At 50.4% G+C, this 21,054-nt stretch carries 12 protein-coding genes; 5 read left to right on the top strand and 7 right to left on the bottom strand.

Going from position 1 to position 21,054, the window contains the following annotated elements:
* Positions 1-134: 134 nt before the first annotated feature.
* The 3 genes from QZT18_RS00310 to glyA all read right to left on the bottom strand — a co-directional run bounded on the left by QZT18_RS00310 (position 135) and on the right by glyA (position 3,590).
* Positions 135-989 carry a bifunctional 5,10-methylenetetrahydrofolate dehydrogenase/5,10-methenyltetrahydrofolate cyclohydrolase gene (locus tag QZT18_RS00310; RefSeq protein ID WP_294143487.1) on the bottom strand — a complete coding sequence of 285 codons (855 nt, stop codon included), beginning with the start codon at positions 987-989 and terminating at the stop codon, positions 135-137.
* 12 nt (positions 990-1,001) lie between these two features.
* Complete coding sequence (locus QZT18_RS00305) at positions 1,002-2,219, bottom strand: dicarboxylate/amino acid:cation symporter (protein ID WP_294143486.1); 1,218 nt, start codon at positions 2,217-2,219, stop codon at positions 1,002-1,004.
* A 96-nt stretch (positions 2,220-2,315) separates the two neighbouring features.
* Positions 2,316-3,590: a serine hydroxymethyltransferase gene (glyA, locus tag QZT18_RS00300; protein ID WP_294143485.1), complete on the bottom strand. Its 1,275-nt coding sequence runs from the start codon at positions 3,588-3,590 to the stop codon at positions 2,316-2,318.
* Between the two features lie 298 nt (positions 3,591-3,888).
* Here glyA and QZT18_RS00295 point away from each other — a divergent pair, with 298 nt between their 5' ends.
* The 3 genes from QZT18_RS00295 (at position 3,889) to QZT18_RS00285 (ending at position 9,016) form a co-directional block, all read left to right on the top strand.
* Positions 3,889-5,412, top strand: a complete 1,524-nt coding sequence (locus QZT18_RS00295; RefSeq protein WP_294143484.1) for a histidine kinase — start codon at positions 3,889-3,891, stop codon at positions 5,410-5,412.
* Complete coding sequence (locus QZT18_RS00290; protein ID WP_294143483.1) at positions 5,409-6,122, top strand: response regulator; 714 nt, start codon at positions 5,409-5,411, stop codon at positions 6,120-6,122. The genes QZT18_RS00295 and QZT18_RS00290 overlap by 4 nt, the downstream gene beginning before the upstream one ends.
* Before the next feature lie 179 nt (positions 6,123-6,301).
* Positions 6,302-9,016, top strand: coding sequence for an EAL domain-containing protein (locus QZT18_RS00285; protein ID WP_294143482.1), 2,715 nt, complete (start codon positions 6,302-6,304; stop codon positions 9,014-9,016).
* A 108-nt stretch (positions 9,017-9,124) separates the two neighbouring features.
* On the opposite strand, the gene QZT18_RS00280 is transcribed toward QZT18_RS00285, so the two are convergent.
* Positions 9,125-12,592 carry a PAS domain-containing hybrid sensor histidine kinase/response regulator gene (locus QZT18_RS00280; RefSeq protein ID WP_294143481.1) on the bottom strand — a complete coding sequence of 1,156 codons (3,468 nt, stop codon included), beginning with the start codon at positions 12,590-12,592 and terminating at the stop codon, positions 9,125-9,127.
* Between the two features lie 477 nt (positions 12,593-13,069).
* Here QZT18_RS00280 and QZT18_RS00275 point away from each other — a divergent pair, with 477 nt between their 5' ends.
* Positions 13,070-14,932: a diguanylate cyclase gene (locus QZT18_RS00275; RefSeq protein ID WP_294143480.1), complete on the top strand. Its 1,863-nt coding sequence runs from the start codon at positions 13,070-13,072 to the stop codon at positions 14,930-14,932.
* 12 nt (positions 14,933-14,944) lie between these two features.
* Here QZT18_RS00275 and QZT18_RS00270 read toward each other — a convergent pair whose 3' ends face one another.
* From QZT18_RS00270 to QZT18_RS00260, 3 genes are all read right to left on the bottom strand, one after another.
* Positions 14,945-16,141 (bottom strand): hypothetical protein, encoded by a 1,197-nt coding sequence (locus tag QZT18_RS00270; RefSeq protein WP_294143479.1) that lies wholly within the window; start codon positions 16,139-16,141, stop codon positions 14,945-14,947.
* Positions 16,142-16,374: 233 nt separating this feature from the next.
* On the bottom strand, positions 16,375-19,260 hold the full coding sequence (locus QZT18_RS00265) for a DUF6923 family protein (RefSeq protein ID WP_294143478.1): 2,886 nt from the start codon (positions 19,258-19,260) through the stop codon (positions 16,375-16,377).
* Between the two features lie 26 nt (positions 19,261-19,286).
* Positions 19,287-19,880, bottom strand: a complete 594-nt coding sequence (locus tag QZT18_RS00260; RefSeq protein WP_294143477.1) for a hypothetical protein — start codon at positions 19,878-19,880, stop codon at positions 19,287-19,289.
* A 274-nt stretch (positions 19,881-20,154) separates the two neighbouring features.
* Here QZT18_RS00260 and QZT18_RS00255 point away from each other — a divergent pair, with 274 nt between their 5' ends.
* Positions 20,155-21,042 (top strand): LysR family transcriptional regulator, encoded by an 888-nt coding sequence (locus QZT18_RS00255; protein WP_294143476.1) that lies wholly within the window; start codon positions 20,155-20,157, stop codon positions 21,040-21,042.
* Positions 21,043-21,054 lie beyond the last annotated feature (12 nt).

The raw sequence follows: 21,054 nt of genomic DNA, 5'->3' as shown, positions 1-21,054 counted from the left end.
TTCGGTGACTAGAATTTATGGCGTTATGCCATGAATTCTACAGAGTGGCGACTTTGTCGACACTCTGTAGCAGGGCAGCGCGTCCCTATGGACGCACTGCCCCGCTCAAATAATCGTCAATCTGAATTGTCCCCTTACTTTCGGTACATTCTCTCCGCAGCTTCCACCACGTGTTTGGCCAATACGGTCGATGTGACCGTTCCGACGCCCCCCGGCACCGGTGTGACGGCTTCCACAATCGGCTCCACCTCGTCGAATCTCACATCGCCGCACAGTTTCCCTTCCGGGTTTGTGTTGATGCCTACATCCAGCACAACCTGGCCCGGAGATACATAATCTTTACTTACCAGCCCCGCACAGCCCGCCGCTGAAATCAGGATCTCGGCCCCGCGGCAATGGGATGCGGTGTCCACGGTGTCGATATGGCACATGGTCAGTGTCGCGCACCGGTTTAACAGCATAATGCCGACCGGTTTTCCAATCACCATGCTGGCCCCGATGACCGTGACGCGTGAACTCTTGAGAGGATACCCGTAATAGTCCAGAATTTCCAGGCAAGCCTGGGCGGTGCACGGTGCAAAACCTCCCTCCTCGCCGGAAAGTACGTTTCCCTGGGACCAGGCCGTAATGCCGTCCATGTCCTTTTCCGGTTTCAGGGCCGCGCAGACGGCCAGTTCGTCCTCGCGCCGTGCCAGAGGCCGGAACATCAGACAGCCGTGAATTCCGGGATCCCCGTTAATTTCCCGCACGACGGCCATCAGCTCCTCCGGCCGGTAATCCGGTTTAAGAAAGATATGCTTTACCTCAATCCCGATTGCGGCGCAACGTTTGGACGCGCCCCGCTCATAGGACAGATCGGCCGGACGTTCCCCAATCCGGACAATCGCAAGCGTCGGTGTAATCCCGGCCGCCTTAAGCCGTTCCACCCGCTTCGAAAGCTCCCCGCTCAGCGCTGCGACAACGGGCGCTCCCGTCAATAATTTAGCCATTGAAACTCCTCCTTACACAGGCTGCTGTCCCTGTTCTATTTTCTCCTGCCGATCCAGCATAGCCGATATGGCGGCATTGGTGATTACGTTCGGAAGTGTCCTCTGACCGCCGATAATACGGTCGATTCCCGTCATCAATGCAACGCCCTCTAACGGAAGATTAACACTGCCCAGTGTCATTGTCAACATGACAATGCTGGCGCTCGGAACACCGGCGGTTCCCAGGGAAGCCAGCAGCGCCGTGACGAAAACCGTTACCTGCTGCGCCATTGAAAGCTGCACTCCCGCCACCTGGGCGATGAAGATGACCGTCATGCCCTGATACAGCGCGCTTCCGCTCTTGCTGACATTCGTTCCAACCGACATGATAAAGCTGGCAATTGCCTCGGAAACCCCGAGATTATTCTGCAGCTCCTTGATTGCCACCGGCAGAGCCGCGGCCGAACTGTCGGTTGCCAGGGCCATGCTGATTGCCCCGAAGATACCCTTGTAGAATTTGATTGGGTTCATCCTGACGCCGATGACCACGAGGCCCGCCTGGATGACAAATATAAATACAATCAGTGCCAAATGCAGCACAATAATAAATTTTCCCAGAGGAAGAAGTGTGGAAAGGCCGTATTTTCCTATCATGCCGGACATTAAGCCGAATACGCCGAACGGGGCAAAGGAAATGACGATATCCGTCATCTTATACATAACCTGTGCGGTTCTGTCAAAGAACACCTTCACCGGCTCCGCCTTCTCTCCGCACATCACGATACAGATTCCAAAGAAGAATGCAAAAACGATTACCTGAAGCATATTGTCACCGGAAAATGATGCAAACACATTGGTCGGGAACATATTCAGGATCGTCGAGATAAAGGAAACATCCGTGGCATTCCCGGTATCTGTCACCGGCATCTGGATCGCCGCTCCCACTCCCGGTTTTAACAGGTTCGCAAATACAATACCGGTCAGAATCGCCAGCGCCGTCATGACTACAAACAGGATGAATGCCTTGATTCCCATTTTATAAATTTTTTTCATATCCGGTATGCTGGTCAGGCCGCTGATAATCGCACTGAAAACCAGAGGAAGTATCAGCATCTTCAGCATACGCATAAAAAGATCGCCAATCGGCTCAAATACGGTGGCTCTTTCCCTCAAAAGAACACCAAACAAAATTCCCAGGACGAAACCGATGGCGATTTTCGCAAATATCGGCATTTTTTTCGTTTCTTTCATTCTTATCCCCTTCCCCAGTCCACTCATGGATCCTGTTCCGCCGCCCCGGTTCCCTAAAAGGGCGGGGTGACGGAACGTATGTATGTAAAGAACTTATCAGGCAAGCCATTTTTCCTCATCAAACAGAGGATGCACCGCGGCAATCTCAGCCACGCGTGTGCGGATCTTATCGAGAGCTTCCGTATTGCCGCTGTTTTTAAGAGTATCCGCCAGGAGGCGTCCAACCTCACGGATTTCTTCCTCTTCCAGGCCGCGGGTCGTCAGGGCCGGTGTGCCAATCCGGATGCCGCTCGTCACCTTCGGGCTCTGCGGATCATAAGGTATCATATTTTTATTGACTACGATTCCTACGGATTCCAGAACCGCCTCGGCTTCTTTGCCGGATGGGATTAAGTTTCGGACATCCACGAGAATCAGGTGTGTATTGGTTCCGCCGGAAACGAGCCGGAGACCGCATTTTAACAGTTCATCCGCCAGCGCCTGGGCATTGTCGTATACCTTCTGCTGGTATGCCTTATAAACAGGAGTCATGCTCTCCAGCGCCTGCACTGCGCGCGCCGCGATCATATCCATTTTGGGCGCTCCCTGCAGTCCCGGGAATACCTGGGTGTCAATCTTTTTGGCGAGTTCTTCTTTGCACATGATGATACCGCAGCCTCTGGCGCCTCTCCAGGTCTTATGGGTGGAGCTGCTGACTACATCGGCATGAGGAATCGGTGAAGGAATGATTCCCGCTGCAATCAGGCCGACCGGGTGTGCAATATCGGCCATCAGATAAGCTCCGACGCTCCTTGCTATCTCACCAAAGCGCTTGTAATCGATCTGTTTCGGATAGGAGGAAGCTCCGCAGATGATCAGTTTCGGCTGATGCTCTTTGGCCAGCCTCTCCACCTGCTCCATGTCGATCTCCTCTGTTTCCTTGTTCAGTCCGTAAAATACCGACTGGTACATTTTGCCGCTGTAATGGAATTTGGCGCCGTGGCTTAAATGGCCGCCCTGATCCAGTTCCATTGAAAGTACGGTGTCGCCCGGTTTCAGCAGGGCGCGCAGAATCGCCACATTCCCCACCGTAGCGCTCATGGACTGTACGTTTACATGATCGGCGCCAAACAGTTTTTTAATACGCTCTTTCGCCAGGTTTTCCACTCTGTCGGCCAGTTCACAGCCTGCCACGAAGCGTCCGCCAGGATAACCCTCGGCATTTTTGTCGGCCCAGATGGAACCTTCCAGTCCCGCCGCCAGAGGTGAGGCATAGTTTTCCGATGCGATCAGGCAGAGTGTTTTTTTCTGACGTTCCTCCTCCTGCATGGTCAGTTCCGCCATTTCAGGGTCAAATTTTTTAATTTTCTCAAAGCTGTTATCCAGATACATCTTCATTCCTCCATTTTTTAAATTCCCGATTTATAAGTTCCTGTCTGTTGCTTTTCTATAATCCCATTATAATAAACCGGCAGTTTTTTTATAGGAACTAAACCGCTGTTTTATTGAACAAAATCACACTTTTTATCATTTTTTCTTTACAATTATGGTATATAATCACGAAACCGGCTGTTTTCTCCTCCTTTTCCCTGTACATAATACCCTGTTTTTGTTAATAAAATAACGGTTCTCAAGTCAACTTTACGGCATGGGGGATTCCTGATATAATGGAGCAAAGGCGGTGAATGCAATGGGAAATATACAGGAACTGGACTGGGGAAATATCGACTGGGTCTTTGAACCCGCCCCGGGATCAAACGATAAAATGAAGGTTGGAATCAGCACCATACGGTCCGGCGGGGAGCAGCCCCGCCATATTCATATCGGGGATGAACAGCTTATGTACGTCCTGAAGGGGTACGGGCACCAGAAAGTCGGGGATGAAGAACTCCCGCTGGCTCCCGGAAAGCTCTATCATATATCCCCCGGCATGTCCCATGAGGCCGTCAACGACGGAGAGGAAGAGATTGTCAAACTGCTGATCTCCATTCCCGCCGCGCTGAGCGACGGACCGGCCTGGCAGGGACAGGAAACCGAAGTCCCCGCCGCTCCCCGGGAGATTGACAGGCGGCATTTTCTCAGACAGACCATCTCAGAAATCTCCGGCCAGATGCTGCACCCGCTGAAAATGCCGCTGTCCATCTACGACTGTGACGGAACGGCGGTCTATCAGAATGCGGAATATCCCGCCTTCTGTAAGACGTGCTGTGACATCGTGGAGGATCCGATGAACTGTCCCCTCTACCGTCAGAAGGAGTCTTATCCCGCATCCTGCAATTCGAGGCCCTCGGCCTTTATCTGCCAGTACGGCCTCTCCCTCTATATTCTGCCCATCGTGTCCGGCGAAGATTACCTGGGGGCGATTAAGGCCGGCCACGTCAGGACGATGGAGCCCGCCGTGACGGAATTTCCGGGAAAGCTCCCCTACAATGTCCCCAGCAGCACCGTGGCGGGCATCCTGCAGATTATGGAGAAGCTTTCGAACATCATCTGCAATTACTATCATTTTACCCAGATGGAAGCGGCCCTGGAGGACAGCAAAAAAGCCCTGTCCGACCAGACGAAGCAGGAGCAGCTTCTGCAGTCCTCGCTCCAGACTAGCCAGACAAAGGCCATCAACTTACAGATTAACCAGCATTTCTTATTTAACACATTGAATATGATGATGGGCACGGCCATCCGTGAGAACGCGGAACAGACCTACCAGGCCATCAGCAGCCTGGCCCTGATGCTTCAATATACGCTGCGCGGCGACAGCTATTTTGTCCCGCTTCGCGAGGAAGTGAATTACCTGAAGAATTATACGGGGTTGCAGCAGATGCGTTTCGGAAAACGCCTGCAGCTTCAGTACGATATTGACGAACAGCTTCTGCACGAGGAGGTCCCGTTTAACTTCCTCCAGCCGATTGTGGAGAACTGCTTTAAGCATGCCTTCACCGCATCCGGGGATTTGATGGCTATCTCCGTCTCCATCCACGGGGCGGAGGATTATCTCACCGTAAGCATCAAAGACAACGGCAGAGGAATGGAACCGGAAGAGCTTCTCGCCCTCAAGGACATCACGCGCAACGGCGACTCCTCCCACGGAACGGCAATGGTTGCGCGGAAACTGGATGCCCTGTACGGTGAGAAATACCGCTATGAAATCAGCTCCTGCGCCGACGGAACCACCGTGACCATCAAGATTCCATGGAGAAGGGGGAACGCAGTATGAAAAAGGTTCTCCTGGCCGACGATGAAAGAGCCTCCAGCGATATCATCCGCTATTTTATAGAAAAACATAAGCTTCCGCTGGAAGTGGTCGGTGAGACAACCCGGGGCGATGAGACCGTGGAGGCGGTCAAACGGCTGCGCCCCGACATTGTATTCCTGGACATTGAAATGCCCGGCTTAAACGGGCTCCAGGTCATGGAAAAGCTCAGCCATGAGCCCCTGGGGGATGTGGCTTTTATCATCATTACGGCATATAATTCCTTTACCTACGCCCAGCAGGCGCTGCGGCTCAAGGCCCGTGATTTTCTGCTGAAACCGATACTCTACGAGCAGTTCTGCGAGACTATGCAGCGTGTTCTGGGATACCGTTATTCCGACAATCCGCTGTTTAACCAGCTTATGGAATACATTGATCTGCATTATATGGAAGAGCTTCATCTGGGGGACTGCGCTGCGGCTATTTCAACCAGCGAAAGCAACGTGGCTAGATTATTCAAACATTATCTGAACACCAGCTTTACCACCTATTATAATTCCGTCCGGATCAATAAGGCGACGGAACTTCTGCACAGCGGCTGCTCGGTCAAGGAGGCCGCGGATATGGTGGGATACAGCAATTTAAACTATTTTTACCGCACGTTTAAGAAGCAGACCGGAATGACTCCGAAAGAGCACCAGGGAGGCCATGAACCCGCCATCCCTCCGTCTTGACAGGGAAGGATTTTCCGGCACAATTCTTTTAACCGGGGAACCTTGCATACTCCGGATAAGTATGGTACGCTTATCCATAACAGCGGCGTATTAAAACAAAAGTTTCCGCAAAAGCAGTAAATCAAATACAGAACCGACATCACGGAACATACACAATAAAAAGCCACCCGGAGGCACTTATGCAAAAGAAAATTTTCCCTGTTATTATCACAATCGCCCTTATACTTTCAAGTTTTTTTTCACTTTTCTGCCTGCACAACCTCCAGGGTAATGCAAAGGTAATAAACTATGCCGGTATCGTGCGCGGCGCCACCCAGCGTCTGGTCAAAGAAGAACTGAACCATCATCCCAATGATGCCCTGATTCAGAGACTGGACGGCATTATTTCAGAGCTTCAGACCGGCGAAGGCGAGCACGGGCTCATCCGCATGGACAGCAGTAAATTCCAGTCCCTGATCCTTCAGATGCGGTCTGAATGGAAAGACATGAAAGAAGAAATCAGAGACGTCAGGGCCGGGGGCGACACGAAACAGCTCTTTGAGGACAGTGAGTCTTATTTTGACCTGGCCGATCAGGCGGTTCTGGCCGCGGAGCAGTTTTCTGAAAAGAGGGAGTATCTGGCCGAGAAGAGCCTGCTGATATTAAACTGTTCCTTTATTATCATGATTTTCTTATTCTATCTGTTCAGTTCCAGCCAGGCCAAACGGCGTAAAGCGCTGATGGCCGCCGAGGAAGAGAACCGAAGAAAAGAGGAACGTCTGTCCCGTATGACCGACAGCCTTCTGGGACCGATGAATGATATCTCCGAGCTTATCTATGTAACCGATATTGAGAGCCATGACCTGCTTTTTCTGAACAAGGCCGGCCAGGAAACCTTCCATATCGAGAATATGGATGGGCAGAAATGCTACAAAGCCCTTCAGGGAAAGGACGGTCCCTGCGATTTCTGCACCACTCCGCTCCTGAAAGAGGGAGAAATATATACCTGGGAATATACCAATCCCCTGACAAAACGCCATTATATCCTGAAAGACAGTCTGGTGGAATGGGAAGGACGCATCGCAAGGATGGAACTCGCATTCGACACCACCGAATCGGAAAGGGAAAAGCTGCAGCTCAAATCCAACCTGGAAGCCGATAAGATGATCACGGAATGTGTGCGCATGCTGTACCAGCCGGATGACATCGACGCGGCAATTTCTCAGGTTCTGCAGTATCTGGGAAGCTTTCTCTCCGCCGCCCGCACCTATATCGTCTATATCAGGGACGGCAGAATGTACAATGATTATGAATGGTGCGCCGGGGGAATTGCGCCTCAGAAAAATTTTCTGCAGGAGGTTCCACTCGATTTGATCGAACGCTGGATTCCTTATTTCAACCACAAGGAATGCATTATAATCGAAGATTTGGAACAGATCCGGAATACAGCCCCGAAAGAATATGAAATTCTCCATTCACAAACCATCACAAGCCTGGTTGTCGCCCCGCTGGAACGCGAAGGGACTCTGATCGGCTATTTCGGCGTAGATAACCCTCCGCCCGACCGGATTCAGAATATTGCGCCCCTCCTTCAGACCCTGTGTTATTTCCTCCTGCTTGCAAAAAGCCATTCGGACAGCCAGAAATTACTGACCCATTTAAGTTATTTTGACAAGCTGACCGATTTCCAGAACAGGAATAAGTACATAGAAGACACGACGGCTCTGGCCCACTCGTGCAAACCGGTGGGAATTGTCTATCTCGATGTCAACGGATTAAAAGATATCAACGACCGCTACGGCCATGAATTCGGCGATAAGGTTTTAGTGGAATGTGCTAGACGGATGAGAAATATATTCACCCATGCCGATTTTTACCGGATCGGCGGCGACGAATTTGTCATTATCTGTCCCGACATGAATCAGGAGCAGTTCCAGAACCTGGTGCATGAGCTGAAGGCCCGCTTTGCTCTGGACTCCGACTGCCAGGCCGCGATTGGCTCCCAGTGGATCGAATGCATTGACGATATCAGCCGCGATATTGCAATTGCCGACGCCCGGATGTACGAGGATAAGAAGGCATTTTACCGGAAGAATCCGGCCTCACGCCGTTACCGTCATTACAATGACGATCTTCTTTCCCACCTGTCGAATTCCGCCACACTGCAGAAAGAGATCGATGAGAATCATTTCGTCGTTTACTTCCAGCCTAAAATTTCGTCCTCCAGCCGTCTGGCCGAGGGAGCCGAAGCGCTTGTCCGCTACTCGCCGCAGCCCGGCAAACTGATTGATCCCGGAGATTTTATTCCTCTGCTGGAGGAATTCGAAATCATCAACCTGATTGATTTCTTTGTCTTCCGCTTTGTCTGTTCCAAGCTGAGTTCCTGGAAAAAGAGCGGCAGACGTATCTTCCCCGTTTCCGTAAACTTTTCGGTCTGCTCGCTGAAAATGCCTGATTTTATCGAGCAGCTTACGGCAATCTGCGCTTCCTGTGATATATCACCGAACTATCTGGAGATCGAGGTCACGGAGAAAATGCAGAACAATGACGGCCTCGATGTAAAAGAACTGAGTTCCCGGCTTCAGAAAGCGGGCTTTACCATTGCCCTCGATGATTTCGGCACGGAGTGTGCGAACGTGGTTCTTCTGTCCGAGGTGGAATTCGATGTGCTGAAGCTGGATAAGAGTATCATCGACCATATTGCCGACAATCCGAGGAACCTGACCATTGTCAAATCCATCTCCGAGGTCTGCCACAATCTCGGTGTCTGCCTGGTGGCCGAAGGCGTGGAGGCGGAAGAACAGTTTTCCGTACTCTGTTCCTGTGATATTGATCTGGTCCAGGGATATTTATTCAGCAAGCCTGTTTCCACAGAGGAATACGAGAAACTGTTTTTATACGAAAACCAGGAATAAGAAAGAGTCCGGACTGGTAAAAAACCGTCCGGACCCTTTCTTATTTCTTTCTCATCTTATTTCTTTCTCATCTTATTTCATTCACTCCCTCAGTTCATTCGGGATATCTTATAAAATCCGGCCTGCATCTTCCGCTTTCTCCCCGCTTCGCATATACTTTCCCAGCAGCGTCTTCAAGGCATCTATCTCTACCGGTTTAGCAAGGAAATCGCTCATTCCGGCTTCCATACACCGCCTTCTGTCTTCCTCGAACGCATCGGCCGTAAGCGCAATGATTGGTATTGTTTTCGCATCGGGGCGGTCCATGGCGCGTATTGTTCGGGCCGCCTCATATCCGTCCATCACCGGCATCCGGCAGTCCATCAGAACGGCGCTGTAGAAGCCGGGGTTTTGACTCTGGAATTTTTCAACTCCCTCTTTTCCATTGACCGCAAGTTCCGGTTCCGCCCCGAGGAATTCCAGAATTCCCAGCATAATCTCCTGGTTGATGGCATTATCCTCACACAGCAGCACACGGGCCGATTCTCCAGCCGAATCATATTCAGCCTTCTGTTTCTGTCCTTCTTCACACGGTTTATCCGCTTCCGGAGCGTCCAGTTCCACCGTAAAGAGACTGCCCCTGCCTATGCTGCTTTCCACCTGGATTGTCCCGTCCATCAGATCCACCAGTTTCTTAACAATGGCAAGGCCGAGCCCCGTGCCGCTCATTCCCATAATCTTTCGGCTCTCCTGGGTGAAGGATTTAAACATCCGTTTCTGAAACTCCGCAGACATGCCGATTCCGTTATCCTCGACCGCGGCCGTCATATGGAATTTTCCGTTTTTACCCCGTTTTCCCCGGATTGTCAGCGCCACTCTTCCATTGGGCTCCGTATATTTCACTGCATTTGAAAGAAGGTTAAATAAAATCTGGTTAAATCGCTGCTGATCTACGGATATTATGATGGTTTCATCGATATCCGTCTCGATATCAATATTCTTTTCCCTGGCAAGCGGCATTATTACACTGTCCAGATATCCGCTCACTTCTTTCATCGGATATGGTTTCGGATGCAGTTCTATCATTCCGCTTTCAATTTTAGACATGTCCAGGATATCGTTAATCAGCGTCAGCAAAAAGGCGGAGGACGTTGAAATTTTTTCCAGGTACACCCTCATAGAATCTGCACTGACCCCATCCTGAAGAGCAAGCTGCGTCATCCCGATGATTCCGTTCATCGGAGTCCGGATATCGTGTGACATATTGGCTAAAAACTCTGATTTTGCCCTGCTGGCTTCGTCGGACTCTTTTACCGCCTGTTCCAGCCGTCTCTCCTTTAAAACTTCATCCGTGCGGTCACTGATGCAGAAGATCCACTTTTTCTGCCATGCCGTTCCTTCAGGAACATAACCGCTCAGCCTCAGAAGCTGTTGTTTGTCATCCAGTGGATTCCGGTATCGGAAATCAAAGTAAAAGTTTTCCTTTTCATCCATCATCTCTTTTATATCCAAGAGTTCCTTCTCTGTAAAGGACAGCTTTTCATTCCTGATAATTCCACCCTTGACCATGTCAAAGCCTATTCCTAAAATCCGCTCTATATTTTCTGAAACATAATCGATTTCATCCGTTTCGGAATCGAAAATCAGAAAGACGCTGTCCACATTTTCCGCAAGGAGACGAAAGAGGGTATTGCGGTATTCCCTCTCCTGTATCTTTGTCCCGGCAATCCGGTTGTTATAAATGATCAGCAGAGCCGCCGCCAGCAGAATGACAACAATAAACGCCACACCAAGGTACACCATGCCCGATGACTCTTTTCTCATCATATTGTAGGGAATCATGGCAATCAGACACGCAGGACTGCCGTTATTAAGAGGCAGAAAGTACAGATACATCTTTTCTCCCGGCATATTAACGACCGTGCTGCCGGTCCTCCCGCCCGTCAGAGCGCTTTTCAGTTCCGTTACGGTCTTGTCATCCTCAGACTCCGCCAGGACATCGTAAAAGCCCCTGTCTTCCCCCTGTGGCACGGTCCCGGTTTTGCCGATGATAAAATCTCCGCTTTCCCCGTCAATTACGCATGAAAATCCCCTGCCTTCATAAAATTCCATCACCTCGGGAACATAATAACCGGACAGATTAACAATCCCGAAAAGCGCTCCTGTCTTCTCTCCCCCTGAAAACACATCCGTACGGTATGCAATCTGTTTTTTTCCGTTCTTTCCATGGAAGGTCCTGCTGACATTTCTTCCGTTCGCAAACACAAGTTGATTTATCTCTTCGCGGGCCGTTTCGGACGGACCTGAGAGGGAGGAAAAGCATTCACCGCCGTCATAGGACAGTATCAGCTCGTCAAATCCCGAATTGATATTCTGTTTTAAGGTATCTCCCGCTTCTTCCCGGTCATCCAGTCTGCCGAGCAAATCCGCCGTATTTGTAAGAATCTGCTGATCCGCATTCATCGAATTAGACACGCACTGCACTCCGGAAAGCGATGCCGTCCTGACTGCGTCCGCCGCTGCCTCCCACTGAATATCATACAGATAAAAGGTAAAACCGACCACTGCCGCGATGATGGCGGCAACCGATGCCATAATCACGGCGGCATCCTTCCACCTTACATGCTTTCCGCCCGGTGTTTTACCGCCCTCTTCTTTCTCTTTCCGCTCCCCGTAAAGGCCCTTCATCTTACGCAGCCGGCTCATTTCTACGGCGTCCTCGGATATAATCTGTTCTTTCTCCATCAGTCTGGATGCATATTCCTTCATCTTCAGCCGATCGTTTTCCAACTGGTTGTTCGCCATTACCAGTTCCGTGGCATCCAGACATAAACAGGTGATCCGGCTCCTGTCCCGGTTCAGCGTTCCCTTAATATCCGCCCAGAAGTAACTTCCGTCGTTCTTCCTGATTCGCAGCAGCGCCTTAAATTCATCTCCCTGCTCTGCCGCCTCCGAAACCGACAGGCGCAGAACCCGACGGTCATCGGGATGAATTGCGTTAACCAGCTTTCCCTCCGTGTCCCTCAGATATTCGCGCTCATTCCGGTAGCCAAGGTACAGCAGCATGTTCTGGTTGATGATAGCAAGAGGAAAATCCTCCTCCAGCGAAAAGCCGAAAACGCCTCCCGGCAGCGCCGTATTCACAAAGTCCAGCACCACGTCCGACTCATGCTGCCTGGAAAACTCAAATGGGAAATACTCCCCCTGCTCCTGATGTTCCTCCGGAAATGACGTATGCATCTCACAAATCTTCGCTATCCCGTCCTGAAGTTTTGTCACGCAGGTAATCCGGCTGAGCATAATCAGGCCGTTGGCGCTGATTTTCATCTTAACGGTGGCGATGCCCAGCCCCTCCGCCGTCAGGTTCTCTCTCCCTTCACTGAATTCAATCTGATATGAATCCGGTGATTTTTCTATCTCTTCGGTAATAAATGCTTTTGCTTCCTCTAAATTATGGATATCTTCCGCATCGGAAGTGCCGAACCAATGGATGTCCTCACTCAGACACTCCACTGCTCCGGCGGTATCCCTCCTCACATAATCACACTCGCAGAAATATTCCAACAGCTTTAATGGTGACAAAGAATTTTTTTCCATCTTCAGACTTTCCCCCGTCTCCCGCTGCATCCGCATGCAGAAATAAACAGACTGTGATTGCAGTAAGAGGAATTTATCGTAAGTTAAACAATTTTTCCACTGTTATGTATGAAAATTTCGGTACCCTGTTTTCTATATTCTATTAATTCTACCATAGGGGGGATGGATATGCAATCTTACTCGGCCCTTACCCCGAAACTGCATCGGTCCGGGCTGACCGGAACCGTGCCGGTGAAGCGTAAAATCGGATGCCGCCGGCCACTTCCCGGCAGGCCGGATTCCGGTTTCGTTTCCGGCTTTGTTTTCAGCTTCGTTTTCGGCTTCGTTTTCGGCCTCGTTTCCGGCTTCGTTTTCGGCTTCGTTTCCAGTTTCGTGATTTTAAATAAGCTTGTTACCGGTAGAACAATATGATAAAATGATAAGAATACATTTTGTTGATAAATTGAAAATACAAAAAATAAATATTGGAGCATCCTAATGCAAAAGAAAAAACTGCGTATATCCGTCAGTATTACCGCACTGCTGATTTTTCTGGCCTTTTTTCTATATATGGTTACCTTCCGGACCATCAATCAGGTGTTTTTCGACGCCTCCGTCGATCAGACGATGGAGGCAATGGAGGTAATACGTGAACTGGGTATCTATCTGGTCGAAGATCATCTGGACGACCTGGAAACCGGCCTTGAGGACACTGCCTCAGAATATTCAGGACGGCTGACCGCCGGGACTCGGACCGAACAGGCCGCTGTGCTTAAGGAACTTCCGCTTCTGCCGGACGGTACCGGCTATTGGCTCGCCTCGCCGGATGGAACTGCCGTTGATTCGGATGGAAACGTCCTGAACTGGAATACGCAGCTTGATCTGGATGCCGCATTTGCAAACGGGACAACGGCCGTTATCGCTCCCAATTTTGACGGAGAGGGTAATTATGTCTTCTCCATCGCCGCTCCCCTTCGTGAGCATGGCCGTGTAAAAGCCCTGCTGGTTGCCCGGCTGGACGGATTCTGCATCAGCCGATGGCTTGAGGATATTCAATTCCGAATCGGGGAGGGAGTTGCCTATATCGTCGACAGCAGCGGCAGGAATATCGCTGCTTCAAGAGAAGAAAATTATGACTGGATTATGTCCTCATATAATTCACAGGCACTGGCCGGTACAAATGAAGAATCAAAGACAGTGGCCGATCTGGAACGTCAGGCACTGGAAGGAAAAAGCGGCCGCGGCTCTTACCTGTGGGACGGCTCCAGAAATTATCTGGTCTATGCCCCCATACAGGAAACCGGATGGGGATTTTATGTCGGCTTTTACGGTGACCTGATACGTAACTATATCAACAACAGCGCCCGGAAAAGTCTTATGTCCAGCCTTCCGTTTTTTGTTGCCATACTGTCCTTCTTCATCATCCTGGTCGTTTACGCCAACTACAACCTGAAAAAAGAGAAGCGCTATGTCAAAGAACTTCTCCTGCAAAAACAGGAGATCCAGAAACAGTCGGAGGATTTGATCGTCAATGAGGAACGGTTCCGTGTGGCGATGGCCCAGACAAATAATACCGTATTCGAATACGATCTGCAGACAGGGGACATCACTAATTTTTATTCCACCCGCGTTACCCACAGTTCGGATTCCCCGGAAGACTTAAAAAAGCGGATTATCCTGAACGGAACAATCGATGATGAGTCTCTGCTCCTGTTACAGCATATGCTCAGTGACACCCATCACGGTATCTTTAACAATGAATGTGTCATCAAGGTATTCTGCTCCAATCATTCGGTTGCCTGGTATAAAGTCTCCATCTCCCCGCTTTCCGGACAGCAGACGCGCGTCATTGGACTTATGGAGGACATTACAAAGGAAAAACTGGCGGAATTAGACCCGCTGACCGGACTTTTGAATAAAAAGGTCATCATGGAACAGATCCTGGCCTGTCTGAAACGCAGTAAGGCCTCCGTACTCTATGCATTTTTAATGTTTGATATTGATAACTTCAAACGCATAAACGATGTTTACGGCCACCCTGCCGGGGACCGCGTGATTATCCAGACCGGCGCAATGCTGAAGACAGTATTTCCGTCCAGGGCGCTGATCGGAAGAATCGGCGGCGATGAATTTTGTGTATTCTGCTATGAATTTGCCACCGCCGCGGAGCTTAAGGATATCCTCGATTCCATCTACCGGCGCCCCATCGTGCTGGAAGATAATATCACCGTCACCTATAGCTGCGGCGCCGTAATCAATTCCGGCGGGGAACCGGAATCCTTTGAGGATCTTTACAAAAGAGCGGATGAGGCGCTTTATAAGGCAAAGCAGCAGGGTAAAAACCGGTATTTTATGATTTGAGCTCACGTTCCGTCATATCCCCCACGGCTCCCCCGAACCTTCACAGTCCGGCAGGCCCGCCGGAGAAGCCGGACCTCCGCAGTCATGGCAGTCACAGAGATCACGGATGTTGGCACAGCCGCAGCAGTTATTGCTGCAGTAACAGCCATCACCGCAGCAGCAGCCGTCAACACAGCCGCAGCCATCACCGCAGCCGCCACAGCCGTCACCGCAGCAGCAACTGTCACCGCAGCAGCCGCATAGTGCGGACAGCTTTGCATAGAGCGTATGTTCCAGGTGGGTTGCATTAATGATCGTTTTGTTAATCTCTCTGTTCATGCAGAGTATTTTATCAATATCATCCGTCAGGGAAAGCACCTTCTGAAGTTTTTCCCCCTCCGCATTTAAAATGTGGGCCATAGAGGCCTCCATCAGGGCGATGGATTCCATGATATCGGCGCATGCGTCTTTCCGGCAGCAGTCATTTTCAGGGCGGCATTTTCTGCACATGATAAAATTGCAGGGGCAGAGGGTTATGTCTAAACAGCATATGGGGAATTTCCATCGGCACAGGTATGGATATTTTTCCTTTTTTACCGCCAGGAAATCGAGGCATATCTCCCCGCACTCCGACCGGCAGGGATAAAAAATAATATCTCTCAGAATGAAACCGCAGTCCGCCATACAGGAGCCGGCGACACGGCCGCATTCGTCGAAGATGCAGAGATAGGACTGGCTGTTTTTCACGAACGTGATGATGTACACGGGGCATAGACTGAGAATTCCGGTAATGCAGGAACCGGGGGAACGGTACAGCACCTCTGCTCCCTCGGAGCACTTGCATACCTCGATCACACAGGCCGTATAGGAGACAATCAGGCTGTTGTGGCAGCAGTTAAAAGAGATTCCGGTAATATTGCCCGCATTTTTCCCGCAGCTAAAGGTAATGCAGTCTATTTCCGTCATATTCCGGGCCAGCTTAAACAGCATATTGCTCTGCCTTTTCGTTGACGCCCAGAAACAGTTTTCCACGGAATCATAGCAGATGCAGTCATACTCCCTGCCTGTAGAAAAACATTCAGCGATATCCAGACAAATATCCGCTTTAATTATTTCGCAGGCGTGCAGTATTGTAAAATAGTAATGGCAGCCGTCAAATGCCACACGGTTTATCTTTTGATCACACCGCAGTGATACCGGTCTGCAATCCGTTAAAACACAATCATCCATCAAAATCTCCTTCCTGTTTCTTATATCGGTTACTATGTAATGTATGAACCTGGCTGCCGTGTCATGTATGAGCCCATGTAGTGTATGAATCCGACCGCCATGTAGTGTATGAATCCAGCCGCCATGTAGTGTATGAATCCAGCCGCCATGTCATGTATGAGCACCGGGCCGGATTGCTTCCGGCCCGGTATTCATACAGAAAAGCAGTCTGTTCCCGGTTTTAGAAATACGGTTTACCGGTTTTCACAGCCGCATGAAGATGAGCAGTCCGGGGTGTCACCGCAGATGCAGTCTTCAAATAATCCCAGCTTACTCTGTAATATAAGATTAAGGAGCATGGTGGAATTTACCATCTTCTTAACCGAATTGTTGGCCTGCAGCAGTGTACAGGTTGAAGTTCCCGGATTTCCTATAATCTTCTGGAGTTTCTCTCCTTCTGCGTTTAAAATGTGCGCGATCCCCGCCTCTTCCAGTGCAACAGATTCAATCAGGTCGGAGACTGCCCGGCATCTCGGTCCGCAGAATGCCAAAATACCGGTATCTACCGTAGAGCTATTATTATCCGGATTCGGGTCAAATGTTGTGGAATCGACTACCGCCGTATTTGAAATAATGCCCGAAGCCTGTAAGTTTACCGTACCACGGATCAACACCGTTTTTGATTCACCGTCCGACAGCGTGCCAATCAGGTAAGTTCCGGTCCACGGGTTAAAGGTCGTTCCATTGTCCACGGAATACTCCACATCGGACAGCACCCCCGGTATGGCGTCGGTCAGTGTTACATTCTCCGCCTCATCGGGACCTGCATTGGCAACCACCATGGTATACGTCAAAACTTCTCCCGCCGTAACCGGATTCGGCACCGCCGTTTTTACAACCGACAGATCGGCGGAGGCCACGTTCGGAGAGATAACGGTTGAGGTATTATTATCGGGGTTGGGATCCGGGGTCGGCGAGCTGACGACCGCCGTATTGGTAATCACTCCCGGATTCAGGCTTACCAGGCCTCTTATCAAAATAGTCCTCACTTCGCCGTCTGTCATCGTACCCAGGGCCAGCATACCCGTCCACGGGAAAAAGCTGATGCCGTCGGTGGAATATTCCGCCCCGGTAAACTGAGGAGGAATCGCATCGGACAGGACTACATCCTGCGCATCGGAGGGGCCCAGGTTTGACACGATTATCGTGTACGTTCCCTGCTGCCCCGGAACCAGCGGATCCGGTGACTGGGTCTTTTCCACGGCAACATCGGCGGATTCGTTGACCGCCGTAACCGAGGTGGAGGTGTTGTTATCCGGATTGGGATCCGGCGTCGGGGAATCTACCACCACCGTATTGACAATCGTTCCTGCGGCAACCGAGGCAACGGTGCCTCTTATTATAAACTCCTGTACTTCGCCGTTTGAAAACGTTCCCAGGTTAATGAGTCCGGGCCACGGAATAAACGTAATGCCGCCGTCGGTGGAATATTCCGCTCCCGTGACGGCAGCCGGTATATCATCTGCCAATGTCACCGCATGGGCGTCGGACGGTCCCAGGTTTGACACGGTAATGTGGAAGGTAATCTGCTGCCCTGCCGTAACCGGATCGGGTGACGCAGTTTTCGCGACCGACATATCCGCCAAAGTTTCCACATCGACCGTATCGGTTGAAATATTATTGTCGGGATTGGGATCCTGTGCGTCACTTCCGACCTCGGCCGTGTTGGAAAATGCTCCGTCTACGGACGGGGAAAGGTCTCCCCGGATATATACGGTCTCCGACTGCCCGTTAATAAAGGTGCCCAGGTTCAGGCTGCCGGTCCACGGGAAGTAATTGATTCCGTCCAGGCTGTACTCCGCGTTATCAATCTGCGGAGGAAGCGCATCGGTGAGAATGACGTTTTCCGCGCTGTCCGGTCCCCCGTTAGTCACAGTGAGACTGTACATAATCGGCCGGCCCGCAACAACGGGGCTGGTAACCGTGGTTTTCACAACGCTCATATCGGCGATCGCTCCGACTTCCGCCGCCGGACACATGGCGGCATCGTTAAAGCTGGTTTCAAACGTGGTGGAGATATACACGCCGTTCGCCGTATTTCCCGTAATTGTATAACGGTAAACATTACCGTTTCCGTTGTAAATGGCAAACAACTGGCCGGACGCATCCATTGCCACGGCTCCCCATGAACGTCCCGCCGGGTTTAAAACGGGAGCTGTTGTAGTCAGGGGCGTAACGGTTCCCGTGGCCGGATTCACCCGGTCGACACGGCTCGTGTTGCCCACCGACTCAACGCCGTATAAAAAGCCGTCAGTCGGGTTGTATGCCCAGTCGCTGACGTTGAGCGAGGTACTCAGCGCCGTACCGAAGTTACTGGTCTGCTCAATATATCCATTCGTCGGATCGACCAGTTTCATAAATGTGGCCGATTCCTGGTTCAAATCCACTGTATAAAATCTTGACGTGGCATTCACAAAAAGGAACAGATGCCCGTCCAGATCAAAGGTGCCGACGTTAAAGTCATTGCTTGGAAGCCCTGTGGGGTTAGGTGATAGCTGCATCAGGTTTCCGGCATTATCAACACGTACAATTCTGTGCACCGTCTGATCGTAACCGTAAATATAGTTATCCAGCAGGTTATATCCAATCGCATTTACATTGTTGATTGGGTTTAGAAATCCCTGAAGTTCGGAGACTCCCGTTACCACATCGATATTGTACCACTGGGTCGGTTCATTAACGAACTGGACCAGCGTCCTGGTACATGCAAGCGGGTTGTCATTCGTATCGTGGCTGAAGTTCTGGCTTCCAATCACCGCGTTATTGGTGATTTGTGTGGCTGTAACCGTTAACGACAGCACCCTCGGACCGTTGGACACGGTAAAGCCCTCCGGCTGGGTAAATGTGGAGGGCGGACAGAAAGTACCCGGGTCCTCCACAGTCTCATAAATCCGGTAGGTGCCCGCCGTTGTAATGGAAAAGCTGTAAACTCCTCCCGCATCGGTAACGGCCGGAGTACACAGACCGCTGGACGTATTATATAAAACCACAAAAACACCGGGTATTCCCGGTTCACCCGGGTCATATTGACCGTTGTGGTTTAAATCATTAAACACTATGCCCGTTATTGTAGCCGGCATATCATCATCTCCTTGTTCTATCTATTTTAGTCGCACTCGCAGCTTATGCGAATGTCAATTGTTACAGTCTGTCTGCAGCTTCCCTCACCAACTTCAAGGACAACCGTCCCGCTGTCCGTCAGCATACAGTTCACAGTTATGATGCTATTCTGGAACGTTACGGAAGGCGGCAGGCTGACCGCTCTTACAAATGCGGCAGGCGTAGCTGCAAAAAGCATGGAAACCGGCAGCTCATTACAGTTGCCGATAAGAACGGAATAGCTGTTTTTATTATTTTTTATAATCTCGTCGCCTGTATCTGCAAGATTTATAAAACTGAGTGAGGTATCGGTTATGGCCGCACAGGGACACTCCTCGCACAGACAATCCTCAAACAGCGCAAGTTTTGATTTTAAAACGATTTCGAGCATGGAGACCGAATTAACAATATCATTTACCGACTTGTTAACCATCAGCATTTCCTGCGGCGAATCTGACAGCGCCACAATTTTCTGAATTTTCTCCCCCTCTGCATTTAATATATGAGCCAGGGCAGCCTGTTCAAGAGCCACGGACTGAATGATATCCGTGATAGACTGGCATCTTGAAATGTTGCTCGGCTGTATGATAGGCATTCCCATAAAATTTCCTCCCGGATTAAAGATCGCAAATATCGGATTTATTTAGTATATTACACTATCATAATATGGGGTTTATTTTGAAACGTTACCGCAGGAAGCCGTGCAGGCCGGTACGCACGATTGGCACGCGCGGCCGCCGTCTATACGGCTCTCAGGCATTACAGTGCCGGGATAATATCGCCGGGATATGGCAGCGGTTGACTGAAAGGGCATTTTGCTGATATGATGAAAAAAGACGGAAGTGAACATGAAACGGACGGAAAGAGGTAATTCTATGATTGAGACGCGATTGCTTTATTATTTTCTGGCCATAGCAAGAGAACAGAGCATTACAAAGGCCGCCGAGGCTTTACATATCACCCAGCCGACGCTTTCAAAGCAGATGATGGAACTGGAAGCACAACTGGGCACAAAGCTGATGATACGGGGAAAGAAAAAGATAATACTGACGGAGGAGGGAACGTTTCTCCGCAGCCGTGCCCAGGAGATGATTCATCTGATGGAGCAGACCGAATCCGTTTTTTACGGAGATGAAGAAACGCTGCACGGTGATATCTGTCTGGGGTGCGGAGAAACACCGGCTATGGAATTCATCACAGGTATTTACAAAAAACTTCAGGCCGAATACCCTGATATCCATCTCCACATTTACAGCGGCGATGCCGATTCGGTCATGGAACGCCTGGAAAAAGGGCTGTTGGATCTCGGTCTGTTGTTAGGGCCCATGCAGCATGAAAAATATGATTATCTGCATTTAAATAAAAGCGACCGGTATGGCCTGCTGATGCCCGAGGACTGCCCCCTCGCCCAGAAGGAAACCGTTTCCTTCGATGACCTGCAGGGCATTCCCCTCATTTTCCCTGCCCAGACATACAGCAGGCATCAGCGGCTTGAATGGTTCGACGCCGATTACGATTCACTGAATATTACCGCAACCTACAATTTGATTTATAATGCCACCTTCATGGTCGAGCAGGGAATCGGTTATGCGTTCTGCCTTGGCAATCTGGTCGATACGGAGGGAAACCGCAGGTTGGCTTTCCGCCCCTTTTACCCAGCTTTAAAAGTAGAGCTGTTTATTGTCACGAAAAAACACCAGACCTTTTCCCCTGCTGCAAGAATATTTATGAATCGGATCCGGGAAGAGCTTCTTTTATCCTGATTTCCCGTTTAG

The organism is uncultured Clostridium sp., from assembly GCF_900547735.1.
Taxonomy (GTDB): domain Bacteria; phylum Bacillota; class Clostridia; order Lachnospirales; family Lachnospiraceae; genus Otoolea.
Note: the sequence above shows the minus strand (reverse complement) of the source record. Positions and strands in the feature narration are given on the sequence as shown.